This window comes from Aerococcaceae bacterium zg-252 (genome assembly GCA_016237705.1).
GTDB lineage: Bacteria > Bacillota > Bacilli > Lactobacillales > Aerococcaceae > Globicatella > Globicatella yangjingiae.
In genome coordinates, this window is sequence record CP066204.1 from 1193438 (window position 1) to 1218659 (window position 25222).

At 35.6% G+C, this 25222-nt stretch carries 16 protein-coding genes; 2 read left to right on the forward strand and 14 right to left on the reverse strand.

What is annotated here, in order from left to right; genetic code table 11:
• Positions 1-11: 11 nt before the first annotated feature.
• The 5 genes from JDW14_05720 to JDW14_05740 form a co-directional block, all read right to left on the reverse strand.
• Positions 12-1229, reverse strand: coding sequence for a CCA tRNA nucleotidyltransferase (locus JDW14_05720; protein QQD64835.1), 1218 nt, complete (start codon positions 1227-1229; stop codon positions 12-14).
• A complete protein-coding gene (locus JDW14_05725) occupies positions 1226-1768 on the reverse strand; it encodes a YpiB family protein (GenBank protein QQD64836.1) in 543 nt (180 codons plus the stop codon). The genes JDW14_05720 and JDW14_05725 overlap by 4 nt, the downstream gene beginning before the upstream one ends.
• Complete coding sequence (locus JDW14_05730) at positions 1755-3056, reverse strand: tetratricopeptide repeat protein (GenBank protein QQD64837.1); 1302 nt, start codon at positions 3054-3056, stop codon at positions 1755-1757. Before JDW14_05730 ends, JDW14_05725 begins: the two co-directional genes overlap by 14 nt.
• A 310-nt stretch (positions 3057-3366) precedes the next feature.
• Entirely contained in the window at positions 3367-4413 is a 1047-nt protein-coding gene (locus JDW14_05735) for a family 43 glycosylhydrolase (protein ID QQD64838.1), read from the reverse strand.
• Positions 4414-4435: 22 nt separating this feature from the next.
• Positions 4436-5824, reverse strand: coding sequence for an MFS transporter (locus JDW14_05740; protein ID QQD64839.1), 1389 nt, complete (start codon positions 5822-5824; stop codon positions 4436-4438).
• Between the two features lie 207 nt (positions 5825-6031).
• Between JDW14_05740 and JDW14_05745 the strand changes: the two genes are divergently transcribed.
• Positions 6032-7042 carry a helix-turn-helix transcriptional regulator gene (locus JDW14_05745; GenBank protein ID QQD64840.1) on the forward strand — a complete coding sequence of 337 codons (1011 nt, stop codon included), beginning with the start codon at positions 6032-6034 and terminating at the stop codon, positions 7040-7042.
• 467 nt (positions 7043-7509) lie between these two features.
• On the opposite strand, the gene JDW14_05750 is transcribed toward JDW14_05745, so the two are convergent.
• From JDW14_05750 to JDW14_05790, 9 genes are all read right to left on the reverse strand, one after another.
• Entirely contained in the window at positions 7510-8445 is a 936-nt protein-coding gene (locus JDW14_05750) for an alpha/beta fold hydrolase (protein QQD64841.1), read from the reverse strand.
• Positions 8446-8651: 206 nt separating this feature from the next.
• Complete coding sequence (locus tag JDW14_05755) at positions 8652-9854, reverse strand: prolyl oligopeptidase family serine peptidase (GenBank protein ID QQD64842.1); 1203 nt, start codon at positions 9852-9854, stop codon at positions 8652-8654.
• A 29-nt stretch (positions 9855-9883) separates the two neighbouring features.
• Positions 9884-11341, reverse strand: a complete 1458-nt coding sequence (locus JDW14_05760; protein ID QQD64843.1) for a DUF1593 domain-containing protein — start codon at positions 11339-11341, stop codon at positions 9884-9886.
• Between the two features lie 295 nt (positions 11342-11636).
• Complete coding sequence (locus JDW14_05765) at positions 11637-17279, reverse strand: putative Ig domain-containing protein (protein QQD64844.1); 5643 nt, start codon at positions 17277-17279, stop codon at positions 11637-11639.
• 283 nt (positions 17280-17562) lie between these two features.
• Positions 17563-18690: an RNA polymerase sigma factor RpoD gene (gene rpoD, locus JDW14_05770; GenBank protein QQD64845.1), complete on the reverse strand. Its 1128-nt coding sequence runs from the start codon at positions 18688-18690 to the stop codon at positions 17563-17565.
• A gap of 280 nt (positions 18691-18970) precedes the next feature.
• On the reverse strand, positions 18971-20809 hold the full coding sequence (dnaG, locus tag JDW14_05775) for a DNA primase (GenBank protein ID QQD64846.1): 1839 nt from the start codon (positions 20807-20809) through the stop codon (positions 18971-18973).
• Between the two features lie 257 nt (positions 20810-21066).
• On the reverse strand, positions 21067-21660 hold the full coding sequence (locus JDW14_05780) for a YihA family ribosome biogenesis GTP-binding protein (GenBank protein ID QQD64847.1): 594 nt from the start codon (positions 21658-21660) through the stop codon (positions 21067-21069).
• Positions 21661-21672: 12 nt separating this feature from the next.
• Positions 21673-22920 carry an ATP-dependent Clp protease ATP-binding subunit ClpX gene (clpX, locus tag JDW14_05785; protein ID QQD64848.1) on the reverse strand — a complete coding sequence of 416 codons (1248 nt, stop codon included), beginning with the start codon at positions 22918-22920 and terminating at the stop codon, positions 21673-21675.
• Positions 22921-23071: 151 nt separating this feature from the next.
• Positions 23072-24352, reverse strand: a complete 1281-nt coding sequence (locus tag JDW14_05790; protein ID QQD64849.1) for a trigger factor — start codon at positions 24350-24352, stop codon at positions 23072-23074.
• Between the two features lie 259 nt (positions 24353-24611).
• Between JDW14_05790 and recU the strand changes: the two genes are divergently transcribed.
• Positions 24612-25214, forward strand: a complete 603-nt coding sequence (gene recU / locus JDW14_05795; GenBank protein ID QQD64850.1) for a Holliday junction resolvase RecU — start codon at positions 24612-24614, stop codon at positions 25212-25214.
• Positions 25215-25222 lie beyond the last annotated feature (8 nt).

Consider the following 25222-nt stretch of genomic DNA (forward strand, 5'->3'; position numbering starts at 1 on the left):
CTATCTCATACTCATTGATTTAACTGCTGATAAATAAATGTTTCAATGACATCTTTTTCATTTGCCAACTCATTCATCACAACGGCACGCTCAATTTGGTGCAATAATTGCCCCACTTGAGCATTCCCTTTTTCTAATCCTAAAAGTGTTAATAAATCCTTACCATTCACGACAATTTCTTTTTTATCATAAACAGGTAATGCATCATATAATGTTCTTGCATTGCTCATAATTGGTTGCGACTGTTGTTTTAAAAATACTTCAAGCAACTCAATTAATTCAATCGGATAATAATAAACTTCCCAATTAGTTAAAGGTCGCTGCAATAAAATAGTATACAGTTGATGTAACCATGTCACTTCCTGTATAAATTGATTGCTATGTGTCCATTTTCTTAAAAAAGCCTGTAATGCTTTTTCATCTAACCCTAAACCCCTCGTAAAAAGAAACCACGCTAATCGTTCATCTTGCAATACTTGATGATTCAAAGCCTTGACCATAAATTCAAGTGCATCTTTAACAGGGAGTGCCTTTAAGATGTCGATATGACTAGCAATCTCACTTTCCACCAACAATAAGGCATTCTTTTCAAAATAATTGCCTAAAAAGAATTTAGACAGTTCAACACGAATGCGTTCAATCGCAATATTAGGCAATAGATGCCCCAATGTTTGAATCGCATCATACGTCTTAGGCTCAATATCAAAACCTAACTGACTTGCAAAGCGGATTGCTCTGACAATACGCAGTGCATCTTCAGTAAAACGCTCATGCGGTACGCCAACTGCACGAATCAGTTGCTGCTCTAAATCTTCCAATCCATGATGATAATCGTATAAGTTACCCTCTCGGTCAAATGCTAAGGCATTAATTGTAAAATCTCGTCGTAATGTATCTTCACGTAAATCACGAACAAAATCAACAAAATCTGGATGTCTAAAATCACTATATTCTCCCTCAGTACGAAAAGTCGTAATTTCATAATGCACTCGATTTTCAACTACAATAATCGTTCCATGTTCTTTACCAATATCAATGGTCAAATGAAAAATACGCTCAATTTCTTCTGGTCTCGCACTGGTCGCAATATCAATATCATGAATCGCATGACCTAATAATGTATCACGCACACAACCACCAACAAAATAAGCCTCATAGCCATGAGACTCAAGTCTTTGCATAATCGGCTGAGCAGAAACAAATAAGGAATCCTTTAATTTAATCTTCACCTTTGTTTCCCCCTCGCTTTTTCAATCAATTGCAAGTAATACTCCACTTGCTCATAATTATGTTGTGCTAATCCCTCATCAATTAATTCTTGCCAATTTTTAATTTGTGCAGCACTCGTCAATTGATTTAAGACTTGCTCCACTTCATCAATCTTGGCTTGTTCAATCGGTAAATACGGATTTTCTTCAAAAATATCAAATTCATATAAGACGGCATAGACTTTCGGAATATCAATTTCAATATAAAATTGTTCACGTGCCATTTGCACATTTAAGCGAAAATCATGAAAAGCTTGCTCACATTTAGTAAATGCCTTATTTTGCTTATAGTAAACAAATGGTTTATCCGTATGCGTTAAATAAGAAATATAAATACCACGTGGCGAATAATCACAAGCTTCGGTAAATGACACATATTGAATACAATTCGGCTCTGTCATCAAAAATTGTAAAAAGTGATTCACTACTGGATTTTGATGTTTAAAATGATGTAATAACCATTGTAAAAATTGCCGTTTGCGTTGATTACGATTCACCATTTCCCTCGCCCCATTTCTTTCTTAATTCTTTTAAGCGTTCGTGGTCATAGTAGGTATCTTTATAGTCATTCATCAATTGAATGGCTTTATCCTTTTGATTTTCTTCAAGATACAATTCAACTAAATCAATCACTAATGTATCAATATTTAATGCTAATTCCAGTGCATCTCCGTAGTAATCCATTGCCGTTTCAACATCACCTAACAACTGATACACTTTAGCATAGCCATAACTTAAATAAGCAGGTTCTTCCAATTCTTCTGCCCACGAATCTAATAAGTTAAGTAAATAATCTGCCTCACCCAAGGACACATAATAGTGTGTAATCATATTGATTAACTCAAACTGTTCATCGAGCGTAGCTAAATAAACATATTGCTCTGCTTTTTTAATTAAGCTATCCGACAAGCAATTGTGTAAATATGCTACTTGCATCACTTCTACCAGCGATTCATGGTCAATCGGTAATGCCTCAGCCAGCCATTGAACACTTGACTGAACACGTGCACCGTCACCCAATCGTGAAACTATATCTAATTTCAACAAATTCGCATCAATAAAATCATTATCCAACTCCCAAGCAACCGTCACATACTCTAGTGCCGTTGCATATTGTTGTATTAAATAATAGGCTTTTGCCACATAATAAAATTCTTCTGCCGTTGAAATCACAGGTAGCATCTCATGTTGAATCAATTTTTCAATCTCTTCTACCGAAAGCACTTCATTTTTTGTAAGTAGCTCCAATAAATAATTTCGTGCTGGTAATGCCCATTCACTCTTTGAAAAATATTCTAATATGACATTAAAATATGTTTTAGCTTGTTTATAATTTCCATTATCTAACTGCAATTTTCCTAGCAAAAAATAGGCTTGTGCTGTTTGTGGATAGTCTTTGATAATTGATTCTAACACCTTTTTAGCATGTTGGGTATTTTGTAATTTACTTGCTACTTGATACTCCAATAAAAGATTATTAGCAGACTCTGGAAATTGCTTTAATTGCATTAACCATTGTAATGCTAAGTCAATCTCTTCCATTGCTAAAAATAATTGTGTAAGCTCATAACAAATTTTTTCTTTAGGTTCTACCGCCCATAGTTCTTCTAGTACCAAGCGTTTATTTTCTACATAGCCCGATTTGCCAAAGCGTTCTGCTAATGCCAACAAGGCTTTATAATAATGCTTATCTTCGTACGCTAAATCAATATAATAAGCTAATTCTTGACGTAATATAACGGGGTCAACAATGGATTGAAATCGCTCAAACAATTCCTCACTCAACATTTCCCATACCCCTCTCGTAAAATTTCATTTCTTATTATATCATGATTTTAGAGAATATTGAAATGGTAGCTGATTTTATAAGGTAAATTCCTGTCATTATATCATCATATAACTTGGTATTATTGGTTACTACCACCTTATTGCACCAAAAAAGTGCCCCATTCTCTAGGACAAAAAAAACACATAAACCAAGTCCATGTGTTTTTGTCTGCCTAAAGCAATAGCATAACTACCTAGTCTTATAATACAAACTATAATTTATAAACTTAATAGCTAATATTGCGATGTTTCTATATCATCAAAATGAATTTTATTCATAATCATCTAATGTCCATTCATCATGCCAATCAATAAATACTTTCTCACCTTCGAAGCGAATTGGCAGCCAAACATAGTCAGCAATAGATGTATTTTCGACAGGATAATCTCCCATTTTGGAAAAATCAAATTCATCTTCTCGTCCTTGAAAAATCTTTTCGAACATTTCTTTATAAACATCATACGATCTATGCATCTCATTAGGAAGCCAACGATCTGCACAAGCAATATATAAATCTTTTTTTCCTTCAACTTTGAATACAGAAGAAATTTGAGAATAAAACGATGTATTACTTTCATCACCTACATGAGGATTTCCTTGAACAGTATAAGGACCATGCCAAGTATCTGAAATCGCTATTTCAGAGGGATTAGGTAAATACCCTGTTGTTCCTGATGTCAATAAATAATGTTTACCATTTCTATAAAAATGAGCAGTTGCTTCTCTAACATAAGGAGGATGAATACGAGGAAAATGCGTTGAATAATATCCTGTAACATCCGTATAATCATCCGTTAAATCAGCACAAATTGTTTCACTGTGAACTCGTTCAAAATAATAATAAGCTTTACCGTCAGGTGCTACTGCTAAATCAAAATCTCCAGCATTCATACCTAATGGCTTTAATCCCTCTTTTACTTTAATATAGGGACCCAATATATGGTCTGCTATTAAAATAGTTTCCGTCTGCTCATTAAAACTATTCATAATTTTTAACCAACAAACATATTTTTTTGTTTTTTTATTATAAATAATATGCGGTCGATCCATACATGCTGTCGGATGCAAACTAGAGTTTTCATCTTCTAATTCAGGAGGAATAATAATCCCTTCATCTTTCCAATTATATAAATCAGTTGAACTATAGCATCTTACACCCCAATGCCATATACCGTTTTTTCCATCTGTTTTTTCTTTATTTTCCCCATACCAATAATAAATACCTTCAATATGTATTACTGACCCACCATGAGCTTGAATTCGATTTCCATTGGTATCTAACCATACTTTACCTGGTTTAAAAGAATTATTTTTCATTTCATTACTCCTTTATTTCAAATTATTTTTTATGATTATCTATAGAATGATCACGAATTAAGGCTTTCATTGCAGCAATATCTTCTCTATACTTATTTACTGGATTGAAGCGAAGTGCAATTAACATTACAAGTCCAATTACAACCGGAGCCCCTGACTTCAAAAAATTAAGAGCAAAAAGTGTGGCTGCATTTTGTTCACCAACAGCATTCGCAATATAGCCTGTCAATCCTAAAATGAAAAGTATGCCCGAGTTTGTAATTGTTCCACCACATTTTTGTGCAAATCCTTTAATTGAAGAAATCAGACCATTAGCTGAAATCCCCTCGGTAAACTGTATGTAGTCAATGGCATCATTTACTAAAACATTTACAAGTGCATTTTGCATTGTAGCAAATAATGATGCACCAAAGCTCAATATACATAGTAAGATAAAACTACTTTTTCCAAAGAAAAACATGAATACATAAAAGAAACTTGATGTTAATACTGAAAAAGTAATTGCTTTTTCAGCAGTTTTAAAGAATTTTAACGTCAATGGCATAATCAGCATCATAGATAATAGTCCAGCTGGTGAAGCAACTAACATAAAAGCACTAACAAGATCTGGACGCTGGAAATAATAAATCATATAATACACGGAAGAAGCAAATGATAACCCATAGCCAACAGAAACTAATACCCAAACAATAATAAATGGTATCAGCTCTTTATGCTTCAATATACGTTTCAAATCTTGAGTTAATGGTCGATCGGGTAACGGCTCAATATATTTTTCTTGTGATGTAGCAAAAAGACCCCAAAATGAGATACATGACAATAAACCTAAAATCAGCATCAACGGAATCCAACCATTTGAAATCCCAAAAGTATTTTCAAAAAATGATTTTAAATCTAAACCAAAAGAAGTTCCTATAGTAAACATTAAAGCTGATGAAATAGCTCCAAATGTAATAATTTTATTTCGAAGTTCATCATTTTTTACATGTGCTGGTAAAATTGACATTTGTGGCATTGTATACATGGTAACAGTCATACCAAATCCTATTTGCATGATTAACGCCCACCAAAACTTGCCATTCTGTGATAACGAAGGATTTTGCCACATTAAAGTTCCAAATATAGTTAAAAGGATAGGAGCCGGTACAAAATATGGACGATAACGACCCCAGCGTGATTTAGTTCTATCTGCAATAATACCCATAATTGGATCATTAATCGCATCCCATAAAGAACCAATAAACATTACTAAAGCTGCCATACTTGCAGTAATTCCCATAGTATCTGTCATATAGACACTAAAATATGTCGATATCAGTGCAAGCATCATCATTGCGGTTCCATTTACAGATGTTGCATGAAAAAAAGTAAATTTCTTATCTAATTTTTCTTCAAGTTCTCGTTTTTCCATATGTCATACTCCTCAAAAAAGATATTCTGGTAGAATATGTAACTTTTTCTGTCAAAACTACAATATAGAAACATTTTAAAGTAATCAGTCATAATTCAAATTTATTTTCATATCTACCAGTTACTTATATTTTAATGACAAATATGCTACAATAACATATAAAATATCAACCTACTATTAGTTTAATTACACAGAAAGCGACATTATATGAAAAAGAAAAATAATATATCAAAATTTCCTAGTCCAACTGAAAACACTCGATCCGCTGATAATTTCCCATTGATTGATTTACGTATTCCACTCTCTATGTTTTTCAAACAATCAGTCACAAATGGCTTACTATACACATCCGTTCAACCTCATGAACTAAATTTTATTGTTAGCGATCCTTCCACTGAAATGTATAAATCAAATTCATTCCAATTATTCTACGTTCTTTCAGGTCAAGTTAGAAAATGTATCGAAAATATGGAGTATACTTTTTTAGCAGGTCAAGGATGTATATTAAACCGTTTTATTGCACATAGTGATTTAATCACAAATGGACATCTGCTCATACTAAATATCTCAGAATCATTTATGAAAGATATATTATCATCACTTGACCAAGCTTACAGCCAACAACCAATTTTAAGATATCTTAATCAATTCTTGAATTCTGAACAGGATATACAAAAGAACTTTATTGAATTTTCGTCAAAATTACCCATTGAATCTCACGTATTCCGAACTCTTTTAGATAATATTCAATTAGAATTATCATCTGATACTATTGGAGCAAGTTTTTTTCAAAAAGGTTTAATACTTAGACTTTTATATATACTACAAAATCCAGAACACTTTAATTTAAATATAATTAATATTGACATCAACAAAGAGGATTTTCTTGTCAATCGCCTTACCACTCTCATTGAGGCTAGCCATGGTAATATCTCTCGTGATGAGATTAAGGCAATACTGCATTATCATCCGGAATATCTTAATCGACTACTGAAAAAAAAATACAAACAGTCTATTTCAAATTACTCTAAAACCATACGCATACAAAAAGCTCAACAATTATTAATCGAAACAAACTTAACCATTTCATCTATCGCAGAAGCTTTATTTTTTTCAAGTGAGCAATATTTTTATAACTTCTTCAAAAAAATGACGGGTTACTCCCCTAAGCAATATCGTTTAAAATTTCAAAAGATTGATGTTCCTTCTAAAATTTAAGTAATATTAGTCTTATTATTAAATTCAATTACTATAAGTGATACTTCCGGGAGGTATTCTGTTTTTATATGCGAATGATATAATTACAATTACAATTTTTTACTATTATTATGCTGGAAAAGCATAGCGACTTGAACATCTATAATATAAAATTTAAATCATATAGCATTCAGTTTGTCATGTACTGCATATAATATTTCGTATCTACGTCAGTTACGACCATAGAACGAGATAATACTCTTTGTCAAACATTAACAAATCCTTGTATCTATCTTCCTTCGAATACTCTCTTAAAAATGAGAAAGGACTAGGTAAAAAGTCCACAAATTTTAACAAATGAAATTAAAGATGTTAATTTAACAACATTCTTAACATTCGATTCGTTCCAATTTCTGACTTTTTGCCCAGTCTCTTGAACTGACATATCTTAAATAATCAACTGCACTTATCAATTTTTCTCTCTAAATTTATTTCGTTAAAAACTCCTCAATGGCTGGAAATGCCACTTGATTAAAAGCATTATCTATCCAATGTCTTCCAGCTTCAACTGTTACTAATTTCGAATCTGAAAATAGTTTGTTAGCTTCAACAGCATATTCATACGGTACAACTTCATCCTTAGTCCCATGTATGATTAATACTTGTGCCGAAATTTTTTCTATTTCCTTATTTATATTAATGCCCAGTGCATCTTTTAAGTAAACAGAACCAAGTTGGGCATTTCTATGTGTAATGACCGTAGGAATATTATCAACGGACGCAACACCTAAATTATCAAACGTTTCTTTAACATCATCAAATAAAACATATGCTGGGAAAATCAAAACTAATTTATTGATATTATCTGGATTTTCTGCTGCATACAAGGTAGAAACTACTCCTCCTTGACTAACACCTAAGAGATTAATGTTATCGGTATCTACAAAAGATTCATTTGATAATTGATTTACAACTGCAGATAAGTCTAATTTTTCTGTCAAAACTGACATGGATAGCATATCTGTTCCACCACTTTTAGAATTTCTACTACCACCATAAAAATCAAATCGATAAACTATAAAACCGAGACGTGCAAGAAAATCAGCATATTCATCATACCTTTCCAACGTATTATTAAAACCATGAGCTATAATTATAAGTGGTCGCTTCTCTTCTCTAAATGATTTGGCAGCTGTCAGCACACCGTAGAGCTGAATATCTCCCCGCTGCACCATATAGTTTTCAGAAATAATTTCTTCATCGTTTTGTGATTCCATACCATATGCTGTTACTAATTCTACTTGAAAAAGCTCTGCTACTGTTTGTTTTACTCCAGTGATTACTAATTGTGCATTGATTTTCTGACTAAGCATTAAAATAATTACACTTCCCAATAGAATGAAAATTTTTGTTTTTCTTTTCATTTTCTATTTTCCTCCTTTCGACTCTAATGTGTTGAAATAATATTTCTGAAATTTCCTTCGTGCATTATTCACGTATCCTAGTAATTTCTTCCAGTGGTTCATTTCGAAATATTCATTGTCACACTAAAGTTTTTTAATATTAGCACACTGTACCATTTTATTTCAACTCTAAGCACCACACGCTCTCTGCCATACTATCATCATTATTAATAACGACTTTGCTCAACTAACCAATCTAGCATTTCCTTATTTTGATAAACAATTTCCCATGAGCCATGATATACCTTTTTTAATCCAGCAGCTTCCATTTCTTCATCGCTATAAAGCGTAATTTTATTATGAGTTGCACCCATTTGACGCAAAATCTTTTCCATTATTTCAGCCGTGTAGTAAGTCGTAATTTGGTCATTCTCTGCTTGCACAAACCAAATCGGTACATTAATTAATGCTTTATAATCACTCAAAGTTTGCTGCATTTCATTATATGTATCTTGATACTGCTCTTGCGTAATTTTAAGTTTAGAATTATCTTCGATTTGATAGGCTAAATCATATTTTTTCGAAATAGGAATTACGGTATCTTTGGCACTTACAATTAAAGCTCCTGCAAATAAATCTGGATATTGCATCAGGAATCGTATTGCTCCCCCACCACCCGATGACGCACCGGTAATCGTAATACGATTAGCAGCTACTTTCTCTTCATTTATCAAAGATTGAATCAATTCATATTTCGCATCATTGAATGCCTCCATTAACGATAGTTCTTCCGGAACATCACTAATACCAAACGAATAATTTTCTGGATATTGAACCGATAAAACCAACGCATCATATTGATGTTCTAACCAAGTTGTCGCACCTTGATTTGCCACAAGATTCGCTCCTTCGAATGATAGTGACAATACTTCTCCACCTGTATGTTCCCAAATAATCAATGGTTTCGGTGTTACTGCAATCTCTTTAGGTGTATACAGCCAATAAGTTATTTGTGTTCCTTTACTGTCTGTAAAGATGCTTTTTTCAAATTCATCAGCATATTGTGTTAAAACCGTCATCTGTTCTTTCTCACTATTTTGGTTCAAGCCAAAGCTACCTCGCTTGCACCATATTCTATTCAAACGATTTTTGTCATCTGAGATTTTTATCTCAATAATCGAATCAAACGGTATATCTTCAATATCAATGATTAATTCACCATTATCTTGTATAATCCTTTCAATTTTCAGTTCGAACACAGAAATAACAGCTTCTTTTGTTTTAAAATTCACTTGTTTATTCGTTACAGCAATATGAATATCTGATGCAACAAATATTTCATCACTCGCATCTAATTTATAAATAAATTTATCCAGCATACGTCCTTTTGGGGATACATAAGTACTAGCAATTACTTTATCAGCTTCCATAATGTCACTTCCTAACTCTATATTCAATCCTACTCAACCGTCAAAATAATTCGCTGATACGTTGTCAATGGTGTATCACATTGATTTGATACTTCTAAAATAATATGGAATGTTTCCCCACTTTTCGCATCTTCAGGAATGTTTATTTTTACAGTTGATGTATCTATCCCTTCCATATCAAGTTCCCAATCCTTTTCAATTGTATCTGAATGAATGGACATCACAAACTCCATGCCGCCAAACGCTCTTTTTTCTTCTATCATCTGAACATGACTGAAATCCCAATAAGTCGATACTTCTTCGTAACACCACCACTTATAAACTAAAGGCAAATCATTTAAATCTTTTGCTTGTGCATTCAATATCACTGTTTGACCAGCTAATACAGATTTATCTTCAATAGTTGACACTACAGGATAGTGATTCACTTGATGAAATTGGTCAGTCGTACACCATTTTGCTCGTGCAGCAAAATCAGCTTGAATCGCTTGAATCCAACGAACAAATGAGTATTCAACTTCAAAACGTGATGTTGCAGGATTATAGTCATACGCTCGATTTTGATACGTTTGATTATGGACTTTCTTAAATCGACCGCCCCAACCACCATAGCTCGGAGATTCATACCCACGCAATGCAGTTTGCAACAAATAAAAATATGACGGAGAGTCACCTTCTGAAATAAAATCATATCGCTGACATTCTGGGTGAGCAATCAAATAAGATTCTTGCCCAAACTGATCTGAATCAAGCTCCCCTTTTAAGTAATGACCGTCTCCTATTAATGCATATTTTTCAAGTAATTCCCCTTTACCTACAATATGCTTTAATTGCCATTGACTTTCAAATAATGCTTTACGAGCAGTATCCAAGTTTTTCCAGCCGTAAGAAAAATAGCCAAAATTCATATCATCACTTAAAATCGTTAGATTCCAATTGGGTGCGATATAATCTCGATAGGTTGAGTCTTGTTCTAAAATCATGTACAACACGACTTTCATTTCAACTTTTGCTTTTATTTCAGACCATTGAGCAGTATGCTCGTATCGCTCTTGAATTGTTTTTAAAGCACGAGCAGTCGTATTCGTACCACCCCACGTTTGAATATATAATGGTCGAGTATCGTTATCTAATATTAATTCAGCTAAAAAATTAGAACCCTCTGTTTCCTCAGACATTTCACCTACATCAGAAATATTTCCAATGCGATATACTGATTGTAAGGTTTCGGGAGTCGGATAGTCTACATCATGTCGGATAAGATTTGCATAAACTTTTCCATAATATTGAATCATCTTAGGAATCCAAGTAGTACCAGTCCAACGATAAGGTGGCTTGGTTGAATTTCCACTGTAATGAAACATCGAAGACGTCAAAATAATACCTGCCACTTCCATGTCATTAGCATACATTAATAAGCGAATAAAAGAATTAATATCATCAATTTCACCATCAGTTGTTACAACGGTTCTTAATTTTTTCTTCATCTCAATTACCTCCATATCTATCAACTAAATAAATCTTATATTCATTAGTATAGCCTTAAAAAAGCGTTACCACAGTAGCCGATTAACATGCGTCTTGTGTTTATTTCTTAGATTGATATTTATATCGATTTAGGGTAGTAATTGAAACAATGCAAAAAAGGACTGAACATAAAGTCCTAGAATTACAACAAGTTGATATATCAGAATGCTATGTTATCACATTTCAAATATTGTTGTATTTTTGAACTTTTTGCCCAGTCCTATTGGATATTCGATAGAAACGAATCGCTATAAACTATTCATCTTCTTGTTTTTTACGAACAAGTGCACCTGCCATTAGAAGTAACATTAAAGCTGCTCCAGTAATAAAGTATGGAGTCTCTTTTTCTCCCGTTTCCGGTAAACTCATCACTTTAGATGACTGAACTTTTAATGATTCTGGTGTATCTTCATTAGGTTGACTTGGTTCGTTACCTTTTGGTTCTTCGTCTTTCGGTTCTTCGCCTTTCGGTTCTTCACCTTTTGGCTCTTCGCCTTTCGGTTCTTCGCCTTTCGGTTGCTCGCCTTTTGGTCCTTCGCCTTTCGGTTGCTCATCTTTTGGTTCTTCACCTTTCGGTTCTTCACCTTTTGGCTCTTCACCTTTCGGTTGCTCGCCTTTCGGTTCTTCACCTTTTGGCTCTTCACCTTTCGGTTCTTCGCCTTTCGGTTCTTCATCTTTTGGCTCTTCACCTTTTGGATCTTCGCCTTTTGGCTCTTCACCTTTTGGCTCTTCGCCTTTTGGCTCTTCACCTTTCGGTTGCTCATCTTTTGGTTGCTCATTTTCTGGTTTCAATGGATTATCACAACCGCATTCTCCGTCTTTGCCGTCTCGGCCGTCTACGCCATCACGACCGTCTTTTCCATTTTTCACAAAAGTGCGACTGATTTCTTTACCATTGCCGTCTGTAATAATAATCCAGTAACCCTCGTTACTTTCACTATCTTTTCCGGTTATTGTTTCAATTGTCGGTGTTTTTCCGTCTTTTCCGTCTACACCGTCACTTCCTGGTAATCCGTCGTTACCATCTCGGCCCGGTGCTCCGTCTTCACCTTTGTCTCCTTTTTCACCGTCTGGTATAAAGGTTTCTACTGATTCGCCGTTTCCATTAATGATTGTAACTATTGTACCTTGTTTACCTTCTTTTTCTCCACGTGTTGCCGTTACAGTCGGAGTTTTGCCGTCTTGTCCATCTACACCGTCACGTCCTGGTAATCCGTCATTACCATCTCGGCCCGGTGCTCCGTCTTCACCTTTGTCTCCTTTTTCACCGTCCGGTATAAAGGTTTCTACTGATTCGCCGTTTCCATTAGTGATTGTAACGATTGTACCTTGTTTACCTTCTTTTTCACCACGTGTTGTCGTTATAGTTGGAGTTTTGCCGTCTTGTCCATTCATTCCGTCACGTCCTGGTAATCCGTCTTTTCCGTCCATACCGTTTTGACCTGGTGCCCCGTCTTCACCTTTGTCTCCTTTTTCACCGTCCGGTATAAAGGTTTCTACTTCTTCTCCATCACCATTAGTTATTGTAACAATTGTACCTTGTTTACCTTCTTTTTCACCACGTGTTGCCGTTACAGTTGGAGTTTTGCCGTCCACTCCGTCTCGGCCTGGTGCTCCGTCTTCTCCTTTGTCTCCTTTTTCGCCATCCGGTATAAAGGTTTCAACTGATTCGCCGTTTCCATTAATGATTGTAACTATTGTACCTTGTTTACCTTCTTTTTCTCCACGTGTTGCCGTTACAGTCGGAGTTTTGCCGTCTTTTCCATCTACACCGTCACGTCCTGGTAATCCGTCTTTTCCGTCCATACCATTTTGACCTGGAGCTCCGTCTTCTCCTTTATCACCTTGTGTAATAACTGGTACTGCTGTCGCATTAATAGCATCACTTGGTGTCTTATCCGTTTCAGTTTGTTTAACTGTTACAGATTGTCCTTTTTCAAAGGCTGGCACATTTTCAATCAACCATGTACCGTCTTCACCTACTGTAACTGATTTAATTTCACCATTTGGTAAACGAACTTCAACCGTTGCATTCGGTTGACCTTTACCACTAACAGACGTTTCGCCCTCAATCACTTTATTGATACTTGGGTCTGCTGATTGAACACTATTCGTATTTTCAGGCAATTCAAGAACAGTCAAATCAAATATCACTGATTTTGTCTTCGTTCCACGAGCATTCGTAAGTGTTACTGGAATTTCAAATGTACCACTTACACCTGGTTTACCTGAAAATGTCTTCGTTGTTTCGTCATAAGTTATACCGTCTGGCAACATAGTTTTATCGACAGTTAACGTCGCACCTTCCGTATGCATGATAACAGCATCACGGATACTTGAACCTTTCCATACTGTTTGAATTGGACGACTTAAACTTAAATCAAGCGAATCATCCACAACACTAAAGCTTACGGTTGTTTTCGCTACTGCACCACCCAAATCTTCAGGATTCGCAGCTTGGAAAACAAGATTAAAGTTTCCTAATTTACTTGGTGTACCAAATAAAGTCTTAGTTTTTGGATCATAGTGAATACCATACTCACTAAAGACTGCCGCATCAATATTTTCTTCTGATACGTCACTATATGGTGTCCAAAGCGAAATATTCGCATGCTCACTTGGACTAATTACAATACTTTCCATTGCTGTACCTAAGTCCACTGTTTGCTCTTTAGGAGTAGCATCTACCGTAACCGGTAATGGTGTAACTTTAATGTTGATGTCCTTTGTTACTCTAGTCCCACTCTCAGCTCCTGGATAGTAAGCAACAATTTGAATTGTAGTACCATTTTCTCCATAAGTAATTCTTTCTGGTGTTCCTGAAATTGTTTGGGTTTCAGGGTCATACTGCAAGCCCTCTGGAAGATATGAACGAAGTTCAATTTTCGCTCCTTCTGTCGCAGTAATTTTAATATCTTGCATTTTATCCAATACTTGTACAGTACGGTCTTCAGCTGTCACTTCGAGTGGTCTTGGAGTAACAGTAATTTTAAATGTACTCGTCGCATCACGATTAATCTCTCGACCTAAGACCGTTTTCGTCTGACGGTAATTAATTTCAAAAGTTGACTCACCCGGTCGTTCCGGTGTTCCTGAAATAGTGTTAGTCTCACGATTGTAGGTCAACCCAGCTGGCAAGCGGTGAAATACCCAATCATTAGTAATCGTAACACCTTTCGGCAAATTGAACGTATAAGTATAATCGTCCAACTGTTGAACTGTTTCTTCAATCGGATCCATTGCAAACACACCTGGCGTAACAGTCAATTCAACAAACTTAACCTTTGTTTTATCGCCTAATTTCGCTACAACTGGAACAGTATATACACCTTCAATCAATCCTCTACCCGAAATAGTATTTGTGGTACTATCATAACGTGTTCCACGTGGTAATTTTGAAGTATCAACTTCCACAGTCGCTCCTTGTGTATAGGTGATAACCATATTTTCAAAGCTATCTCCTTCTTTTACCGTCTGCTTAGCATTGGATACTTCTAAATCCAACTCAATCTCTGGGCTTGGTTGTACTTCATAGGTAAAGGTAGTTGATGTTACCGATGTTGTCCCTTCTGCATTTTTATAAGTCACAATCACTTTAGCCGTTTGATTTTCTGCAGTTCGTAAAATACCCGAACCTTCTAAAGTTGAATTAGCATTATTTCCAGTGATATAGGCATAATCATTTCCTGTCTCAACCTTGATGTCCGTAATAGTACTGCCACCTTCAAGACTAACAGGTATTGGAGCGAATGTTTCTCCTTCTTTCCACACTTGGTGTTTAATAGGATTGATCACATCAGTTACTTCAAAGTTAAAACTACGTGTTGGAGCATTATCTCCAAAGTGCCCATCAATAGCCTTAACTTCAAACGTATAGATACCTGGAGCTAGTTTTTTACCTTCTTCTTTAACTACTTCTCCCGATTCAGTTACCGTAATTCCTTCTGGTAAAGAAACTAAACCAATTCTCGCATTATCCTTATTTTTAGCAACCGTTCCAATCACTTGACGTTCACTAGAAGTCGGTATTGAAACACGTTTTGCCCCTTCTGGAAGTGTATCCGCATTTCCGATAAAGCGAACATCAGCATTAGTTAACGCACCGTCTTGAGAACGCTCAATCGTCTTAAAGTCCAAACGGAAATTCTTTTCCAATCCTAGATTATCCACGACTTTAAAGGTTACAAAATAGTCTCCGGCAACGTCTGGTAACTCTGTAAATTGCACAATATATGGCGTATTATATGTACTCCAATAATGCTCTTGCCTAGTCTCTTCATGTGCTCCATTCTCATCATTAACAGTCTCAGTATAAGTTCTAGTCCCTGAATGCGGAGTATAATAAATATCAGAATTCAATTTAGATAAATCTTTAAGGGCTATTTTAACCTTATCTGACCCACCTGTTTGCTCAAATTTAGCAATTGACAGGTGATTCTTAGGGAATGTTTCTAAAGCATCTAAGGATTCTAATTGAAATAGAGCATCATATTGTCTTGTATTTTCAGTTGCTTCAGCAACTGTTCCGTCTGGAATATAGTAACCAAATGGAGTAACGGTAACTTCAATTCCCCCATAAGTTAAGTTAGTCGACGGCTTATTTTCTGCCTCAGAAAACTCAACAGGAAGACTACCATATCGCTTGTACTCAGCATCAGTTAGACTAGATCCAACATTTTTAACTGGAATTCTGTGAGTTCTATCGTTTGAAAAACCTACTCCTATCACAAGATCTCGTCGTGGTACGAAACCTTTATGAGACTGAATCTTCAAGTCAGCACTAGCTTTGACATTTGAATCTGCTTTTGATACTAATCCGATTTCATACGTCCCTATTTCTACCGACGCATCTAATGTAATCGTTCCTTTAATGTAGTTTGAGACTTTATCATACGTCAAACCAAGTTTCTTAGCGTCCTCAGTCAAATCAAGGTCATCTGGATTAATACGAGTCGTTCCCATTTTGTATAAAAGTTCAACTGTATCTCCATTTTTAGTGACAGTATAATCGGGATTTCCGTAATCGTTAAAACGATTATTTCCCCAATAACGCTCAATTGTAATATAAGGCCCATCATTAGTCGGTGTCATCAAGTGAGCACGGAAATCTGGTCCCTCATTCGGTCTAACTGCCTTTTCCTTATTTGCTACAACATTGAAATTTAAAATATTACGACGATTTTCAGCAACAGTAGCTGTAATTGTAGCTAATTGATCTTCAACCAAACGATAACCGATTACTTCAGCTGCAGTTTCCGTTACTTCGGTTGTTGCTGGTTTCTCAGTTGTACGAATAGCTACTGATTTAATTTCTGTATGAACAATCTTATTCGTTTCAACATCGGTATAAATAACTTTATATACGATACCTGTCGCACGCTCGTCAACACTCACTTCTGGGACAGTTGTTGTTTCAGAAACAATGGATTCTTCAGCGACAACTGGCTGGTTCTTATTCGAACTGTTTGTTTCAGTTTCCACTGACTCAGTTTCACTTGCTAATGTTTCTTCCGTTTTTTCTAACTCAGTTCCATTTGCTGATGTTTCTTCCGTTTTTTCTAACTCAGTTTCATTTACTAGCATTTCTTCCGTTTCCACAGCAGACACATCAGCTACAGTTTCTTCTGATGTTTCTTCATTTGAAATAGGTTCAGCCACTACTTCTGCTGCATCTTCTTCAGCGGCTACTTCGCTTGTTGGTATCTCTTCAACATACGCATTACTCTCTACAACCGTTTCGACATTAGACGGATTAAATTCTTCCGTTTCAGCAGATACAATTTGTGGTAAAATAACTGCCGAACCCACCACCCCAATGGCTGATGCTGCCACTACTGTCTGCAATTTTTTATTATACTTCTTTTGATAAGCATTCTTTCTCTTACGTTTATGTTTCATCTTATTCTCTCTTTCTTGATTCTCATTTCACGCTCTATGTAGTCAAAATGATACATAAAACTCACTACTTCTGCTACTATTTATAGCAAGGTAAATCGCTTTAAGAAATAACAGAATTCTATTTGATTGTATCAAATCTAATTTGATATTTCTACTGTAAAACGCATTTTTATAGACAAATAGCAGATTTTATATCACAATATCATAAAAAAGCCAAACCAAGAACTTTAAATTCTTGATTTGGCTTTTTTTGCTCTAGTGGCTCATCACTCACACTCTTTGATTACTCTAAAAAGTCTTTCAATTGATTTGAACGGCTTGGGTGGCGTAATTTTCTTAGTGCTTTAGCTTCAATTTGTCGAATACGTTCACGAGTCACACCGAATACTTTACCTACTTGTTCTAAGGTACGAATGTTTCCGTCATCTAAACCGAAACGTAAACGCAAAACATTTTCTTCTCGGTCAGTTAAGGTATCTAGGACATCTTCTAACTGCTCACGTAAAAGCGCTGATGAAGTAAACATTTCTGGACTCATTGCCCCCTCATCTTCGATAAAGTCACCTAAGTGAGAATCATCTTCTTCACCAATCGGTGTTTCCAAAGATACAGGTTCCTGAGCGATTTTTAAAATTTCACGAACTTTTTCAGTCGATAAATCCATTTCTGCTCCAATTTCTTCTGGAATTGGTTCACGCCCTAAATCCTGTAATAATTGACGTTGTACACGTACTAACTTATTAATCGTTTCAACCATGTGAACTGGAATACGGATTGTACGTGCTTGGTCAGCAATCGCACGTGTAATCGCTTGACGAATCCACCATGTTGCATACGTTGAAAATTTAAACCCTTTTGTATGGTCAAACTTTTCAACGGCTTTCATAAGTCCCATATTTCCCTCTTGGATTAAATCTAAAAATTGCATTCCACGCCCCACATAGCGTTTAGCAATTGACACTACTAAACGTAAGTTCGCTTCAGCTAGTTCTTGCTTAGCAATTTCATCACCTTGTTGAATACGGACAGCTAACTCAATTTCTTCATCGCCACTTAATAATGGTACACGTCCGATTTCCTTTAAATACATACGAACTGGATCGCTTACTTTCATACGAGCAGCTTCTGCACGTTCTTCAGCTGACTCCACTACTTCAACCACTTGAACTTCTTCAGCACGCATCATCTGTTGCTTAGTTGGGCCACCGTCTTCTCCCACAACGGCAATACCACTGTCTTCAATTTTTTGAATTAATTTGTCCATTTGGTCAGCATTTAATTCATAAGGGCTCGCAATTTTATCGGTCAATTCATCGAATAAAATTTGACCAACAATTTTTTTCTCTGCAATTAATTGTGTCACTGCTTGTTCATATTGAAGACTCAGTGCTTGTTGCTCTTTTTCAGTCATACTATCCACTCCTATTCTGGCTTCAATGGGCTGAAATGACGTCCACTTCAGAAATTCCCTCTGTGTGTTTTCAACACACTCCGGTAATTTCCTCCAGTGATTCATTTCAAAACGCCCATTGTCGCACTATTATTATTCTAGTTCGTTCAAGTTGGCTTGACGTCCACTTTACAAAACACTTAGAGTGCTTTTATAAAGTGGTTCAAGCTAAAACCCACTCACTCAAACTGCGATTGACATCTTTATTGATTTGATACTTGTTTATTTATATATTATCTTATTATTTTTTTAATAAGCGTGCAAGCCTTAAAATGTGATCCATTGCCTCTTTAGCATCGACCATACGTTGTTCTCTAGAATATTGCACAAAACGTTCTTTCCATTCTCGCATTTCTTGTTCTAAAAACTCTGTTTGAATCACATTGAAACAATCTCGCATCACTTGTTCATGGTATTCCAATAACTGAGCATCCCACATAATTGATAAATAGAGTTGTTGAACGGCACTATCTTCAATCAAATGAGCGACATCTAACAAAGGCAATGGCAAACTTTTATCATAATAATCTCTTTCTAACTCAAAAAATAAATTTTGAGCCACTTCATGATAAAAAATCGGTGTTGGATTATACATTGCTAAATAATCCCATGCATCTTGATGAAAAATCAGTAATTGAAAAATCAGTTTCTCTGCCTCATAAGCACGTTTGGATTGAACTTCAAAACCAAACGATTCCACTTCTGACGGCAAAGGAACTTGTGTATCCACATAATAATGTGGTGTATCGTGATGTTCATAATGCTCGTGCTTAACCCCACCACGCTGACGTGCTACTTGTTCCTTAATCAAATGCGGTGATAAACCAAATTCTTGACTTAAATCTTGAATCCTTAATTCTTGTTCAATCGGCGAATCAATCGTAGCAATCAGTTTGACAATTTGCTCAATATACTGTGCCACTTGATGATCGTCATTCAATTGATATTGTTGTTTTAAAAACTGCTTTTGAAATTCAAAACGATTGCTCGCTTGTTGAATGAGTTGTCGAAAGGCAGCTTCACCATGCAATTGCAACCACTCATCTGGATCTTTGCGATTCGGTATCATCACACTTTTAAATGTCTGCTGCTGAAACGCTGTACTCATTTCAAAAGCACGATTTGTCGCTTTCTGACCAGCTTCATCGCCGTCAAACACGAAAACAATTTCTTGTGCCATTTTACTTAATTGTGCCAAATGATTTTCAGTTAAACTCGTTCCCATTGTGGCAACTGCATGATGAAAGCCATATTGGTCAAGGCGAATCACATCCATAAAGCCCTCGCAAACCAATACTTGTTTTAATTGCCGAATCGGTAAGCGAGCTAGGTCAAGATTAAACAACAACTGATTTTTTTGAAACACGGCGGTATCCGGTGAATTTAGATATTTAGCATCACTGAATCCCTCTTGGTATACACGTCCTGAAAATCCAACAACTTTACCTTGTGCATTACGCAAAGGAAAAATCAAACGCTGATGAAATCGGTCGACCAATTCACCATTATCTCTTGCATAAAAGATTCCACTGTTGATTAACTGCTCATCATTAAATCCCTCATTATGCAAATATTGATACAATGTTTGCGAATTTTCCGGCGACAAGCCCACTTGAAATCGCTCTAAAACTTGATTATCTAATTGACGTTGGTGCAAATAATGTAATCCGGCTTCACCATTGGTGGTTTCCATTAAATAATAATGATAAAAATTCGTTGCTTTTTCATGAATAGCGAGTAAATCGTGTTGTGCCTGTTGCTTAGCATTGGATTGACTCGTCCATTTCTCATCAAGGGTAACATTCGCAAATTCAGCAGCTTTTTGAATCGCTTCTGGGAAACTAATCCCTTCAATTTCTTGTAGAAATGAGAAAACATTGCCCCCACGTCCACAACTAAAACATTTATAAATTTGCTTGCCACTATGGATTGAAAAAGACGGATTACGATCTTCGTGAAAAGGACAGGAACAGGTATAATTTTGTCCACGCTTGGTCAATTGAACATATTGACTAATGACATCGACAATATCCGTCTTCTCTCGTACTTCACGAATTACTTCTTCTGGAATATATCCCATGTCCTTTCCCCTCCTATTCTGGTTCCAATGGGCTGAAATGACATCCACTTCAGAAAATCCCTCTGTGTGTTTTCAACACACTGCGGGATTTTCTTCCAGTGATTCATTTCAAAACGCCCATTGTCACACTATTTTATTCTGGTTCGTTCGGGTTGGCTTGACGTCCACTTCAAAAATCTCCTCTGTGCGTTTCTCGCACGTCGTCGATTTTTTCCAGTGATTCAAGCCAGGATACCCTCTCTCTCACTATTTTATAATTACACTTCTTCATCTAAAATTGCTTCAATAACTTCCCAAATATCAGCTGCTCCTTCTCCTGTTTCAGCTGAGAATGGAAATAAGGCGTCCGTTGTCGGTAAATCTAATGCTTTCTTATATATTGATAAGTGCTTATTCCACTGACTTTTCTTAATTTTATCGGTCTTCGTTAAAATAATCGCATATGGAATATCAGCTTCTTCTGCGAAATCTTTCATTGCAATATCTAATGCCGTTGGTTCATGTCGAAAATCCATTAGTAAAAATAAGACTTTAACATTCTCTCGTTGCGTTAAATATTCTTCAATCATCGCACCCCAACGAGCACGATCTTTCTTAGACACTCGTGCATAACCATAACCTGGTACGTCCACAAAGCGAAAACTATCATTAATCGCATAAAAATTTAATGTCTGAGTTTTACCAGGCTGACTAGAAGTACGAGCTAAGCCTTTACGATTAATCATTTTATTGATAAAAGAAGATTTCCCCACATTTGACCGTCCTGCTAGTGCAATTTCAGGCAGATGATCTTGTGGATATTGCTTAGGGCCAACGGCACTCATCACAATTTCTGCTTTTGTTACCTTCATTTTATCACCTCACTACGCTAATTTTTTATTGCGTTTACCAAAATAAGCCGGCTCTTCGATACCTTCGATACTTGCTGCTGTAATCACAACTTTTTTAACATCTTCACGGCTCGCTGCATCGAACATCACGTCTAACATGACATTTTCAATAATTGAACGCAAACCACGTGCTCCTGTTTCACGCTCTATCGCTTTTTTCGCAATTAAACGTAATGCGTCCTCTTCAAACTCAAGTTTCACATCATCTAATTCCAATAATTTTTGATATTGCTTTACAAGTGCATTTTTCGGCTCAGTTAAAATTGACACCAAATCGTCTTCAGTTAATTTTTCTAACGCAGCCATAATTGGTAAACGACCGATAAATTCTGGAATTAAACCGAATTTCAATAAATCTTCCGGTGTAATTTGTTGCATCAAACTAGCGTTCGGATCAACTTTACCATTATTGCTACCGAAACCGATAACTTTACTTCCTAGACGTTCTTTTACCATGGTTTCGATACCGTCAAAAGCACCACCAACGATAAATAAGATTTGACTTGTATCCAATTTTAAAAACTCTTGGCTCGGATGTTTACGACCACCTTTTGGTGGAATATTCGCTTCAGTACCCTCTAAAATTTTAAGTAAAGCTTGTTGTACTCCCTCGCCACTTACATCACGAGTAATTGAAACATTTTCCGATTTGCGAGCAATTTTATCAATCTCGTCTACATATATAATTCCTTTTTCAGCACGTGCTAAATCATAATCGGCTGCTTGAACGAGTTTTAATAAAATATTTTCTACGTCTTCTCCGACATAACCTGCTTCTGTTAAAGTTGTAGCATCAGCAATCGCAAATGGTACATTTAATAATCTCGCTAAACTTTGTGCTAAAAACGTCTTTCCAGAACCTGTTGGTCCAATTAAACAAATATTGCTTTTTTGTAATTCTATTTCATCGTCCTTATCTTGATGATGATTAATTCGCTTGTAATGATTGTATACAGCCACTGCTAACGATTTTTTTGCTTCTTTTTGTCCAATAACATACTGATCCAAAACTTCCATAATTTGAGACGGTTTTAATACTTGAAATGACCCTACTTGTCCACGGTGTCCCATTTCTTCATCTATAATCGTTTGACATAATTCTACACATTCATCACAGATAAACACATCAGGCCCTGCGATAATTTTATTTACCTCATCTTGAGATTTCCCACAAAATGAGCAATAATAATCATTATTTCGACGATTTACTCGACTACTCAATTGATTTCCTCCTTGCTCAATAATCTATATATACTGGCGAAACAGGGTTGCATCATCTACTAGCCATTGACATAGTTGACTGACTGCAAGCCCTGTTTCTATTTTACCTTATTTATTGTATCAAACGCTAATATTTAGCTTATTGATACCCTTATTTTGCTACTGCTGTTGAAACGATTAACTCCATTGCTTTTTTCAATTTAATGTCAGAAGTTAACATTTCAGTTGAAACAAAATGTTTCACTTGTTCTGGTGTCATATTGTATTGTGTTGCTAATTCAGCGACTTCTTTTTCAATTTCTTCTTCTGAAACTTGTAAATCTTCTTTCGCTACAATTGCTTCTAATACTAAGTTAGTTTTCGTACGTAATTCAGCTTCTTCACCAAATTGGTCATGTAAATCAGCATGAGATGAACCTGTAATTTGGAAGTATAATTCTTCGTTAATACCTTGACGTTTCAAGTTATTTAAGAAGTGATCCATTTGACGGTGAATCTCTTCGTGAACCATTTCGTATGGCAATTCAACGATTTCAGCATTTTCAACTGCTTGACGAATCGCTGCATCTTCGATGATTTCTTTTGCTGCGGCTTCTTTAGATTCTGTTAATTGAACACGTACTTTGTTTTCTAACTCAGCTAATGTTTCAACTTCATCATCTACGTCTTTAGCAAATTCATCATCTAATTCAGGTAATTCTAATGCTTTTACTTCATGTACTTTTACTTTAAATGTTGCAGCTTGACCTTTCAAGTTTTCAGCATGGTACTCTTCTGGGAAAGTAACATTTACTTCTTTTTCATCGCCAGCTTTTACACCAATTAATTGATCTTCAAAACCTGGAATGAATGAATTAGAACCTAATTCTAATGAATGATTTTCACCTTTTCCACCTTCGAATGCTTCTTCACCTAAGAAACCTTCGAAGTCGATAACTACTGTGTCCCCTGTTTCAGCAGCCGCTTCTTTTACTACTAATTCAGCTAAACGTTTACGTTTTGCTTCGATGTCTGCTTTCACATCTTCATCAGTAACTGTTGTATCTTGTTTTTCAACTGTTAAGTTTTTGTATTCACCTAACTTAACTTCTGGTTTTAAGGTTACATTTGCTTTTAATACCCATGCTTGACCTTTTTCCATTGAATCAATATCAATTTTTGGTTGAGTTACAACATCTAAACCAGCTTCTTTTACTGCACGCTCATAAGCGACTGGTAATAAAGCATTTAAAGCATCTTCATATAAAGCTGCTTCACCGTAAACATTGTCAAATACTTTACGTGGCACTTTACCTTTACGGAAACCTGGTACTGAAATACGTTTTTGTACCTTTTTAAATGCTTTGTCTAATCCTGCTTTAACTTCTTCAACTGGAATTTCAAACGTTAATACGCCTTCATTCACAGATGTTTTTTCAAAATTTGTTGTCATTGTGTATTTAACCTCCAACACTATGAAATATTTAACATACCTCATCATTTTACTCTAAAACCCTTATAAAGTAAACAAAAAAACAACTTTCTCTCAGTATTCTATAAAAAAATTCATCAAACTAAATAGTAACGTTATCATTTGACACATTTATTGATTTTTATAACAATACGAAAAAGTGAAAATTCTGTGATTATCAAGAGTTTCACTACCCTATACACCATTTTTTTAGTATAATGTGAAATAAGGAGGCTTGTCCATGATTCAATATCCAAGTGGTACTAGACCAAAACGAAACGCTAAGTCGTCAACACAAACCTCCAATAAACAAACCCAATATGGCAGTCGTGGAATGTCACTCGAAGATAGAATCAATCAATCGAATGATTATTATAATACGCACCGTCTAGCTGTGATTCATAAGAAACCTACCCCCATTCAAGTGGTAAAAGTTGATTATCCCAAACGAAGTGCAGCCAGAATAACAGAAGCTTATTATCGCAATGCCTCTACTACCGATTATAATGGGGTTTATCAAGGATTGTATATTGACTTTGAAGCGAAAGAAACAAAAAATAAAACAAGTTTTCCACTGGCAAACTTACCTGAACATCAACGTCATCATATGTTGCAGTGTATTGAACAAGGTGGCATTGCCTTTTTAATTTTATCATTTGCCGTACACCAAGAAGTGTATGTTATTCCATACGAAAAAGTAGATGCTTTTATCAAAACAGAAAAACAGCAAAGTTTACCGTATGACTACGTTAAAGCAGTAGGATTTCAGTGCAAAACTGGAGTCTTTCCTCTCATCGATTATTTAGATGCTTTAGATGATTATTTGCAAAATCGACAAAGCTAAAAAGAAAG

Excerpts from the sequence above, each read along its gene's own strand:
- dnaG (QQD64846.1), bottom strand. The coding sequence starts at position 20,809 with ATGGGATATATTCCAGAAGAAGTAATTCGTGAAGTACGAGAGAAGACG.
- JDW14_05760 (QQD64843.1), bottom strand. The coding sequence starts at position 11,341 with ATGAAGAAAAAATTAAGAACCGTTGTAACAACTGATGGTGAAATTGAT.
- JDW14_05780 (QQD64847.1), bottom strand. The coding sequence starts at position 21,660 with ATGAAGGTAACAAAAGCAGAAATTGTGATGAGTGCCGTTGGCCCTAAG.
- JDW14_05730 (QQD64837.1), bottom strand. The coding sequence starts at position 3,056 with ATGTTGAGTGAGGAATTGTTTGAGCGATTTCAATCCATTGTTGACCCC.
- JDW14_05745 (QQD64840.1), top strand. The coding sequence starts at position 6,032 with ATGAAAAAGAAAAATAATATATCAAAATTTCCTAGTCCAACTGAAAAC.
- JDW14_05755 (QQD64842.1), bottom strand. The coding sequence starts at position 9,854 with ATGGAAGCTGATAAAGTAATTGCTAGTACTTATGTATCCCCAAAAGGA.
- JDW14_05740 (QQD64839.1), bottom strand. The coding sequence starts at position 5,824 with ATGGAAAAACGAGAACTTGAAGAAAAATTAGATAAGAAATTTACTTTT.
- JDW14_05735 (QQD64838.1), bottom strand. The coding sequence starts at position 4,413 with ATGAAAAATAATTCTTTTAAACCAGGTAAAGTATGGTTAGATACCAAT.
- recU (QQD64850.1), top strand. The coding sequence starts at position 24,612 with ATGATTCAATATCCAAGTGGTACTAGACCAAAACGAAACGCTAAGTCG.
- rpoD (QQD64845.1), bottom strand. The coding sequence starts at position 18,690 with ATGACTGAAAAAGAGCAACAAGCACTGAGTCTTCAATATGAACAAGCA.
- JDW14_05725 (QQD64836.1), bottom strand. The coding sequence starts at position 1,768 with ATGGTGAATCGTAATCAACGCAAACGGCAATTTTTACAATGGTTATTA.
- JDW14_05750 (QQD64841.1), bottom strand. The coding sequence starts at position 8,445 with ATGAAAAGAAAAACAAAAATTTTCATTCTATTGGGAAGTGTAATTATT.
- JDW14_05765 (QQD64844.1), bottom strand. The coding sequence starts at position 17,279 with ATGAAACATAAACGTAAGAGAAAGAATGCTTATCAAAAGAAGTATAAT.
- JDW14_05790 (QQD64849.1), bottom strand. The coding sequence starts at position 24,352 with ATGACAACAAATTTTGAAAAAACATCTGTGAATGAAGGCGTATTAACG.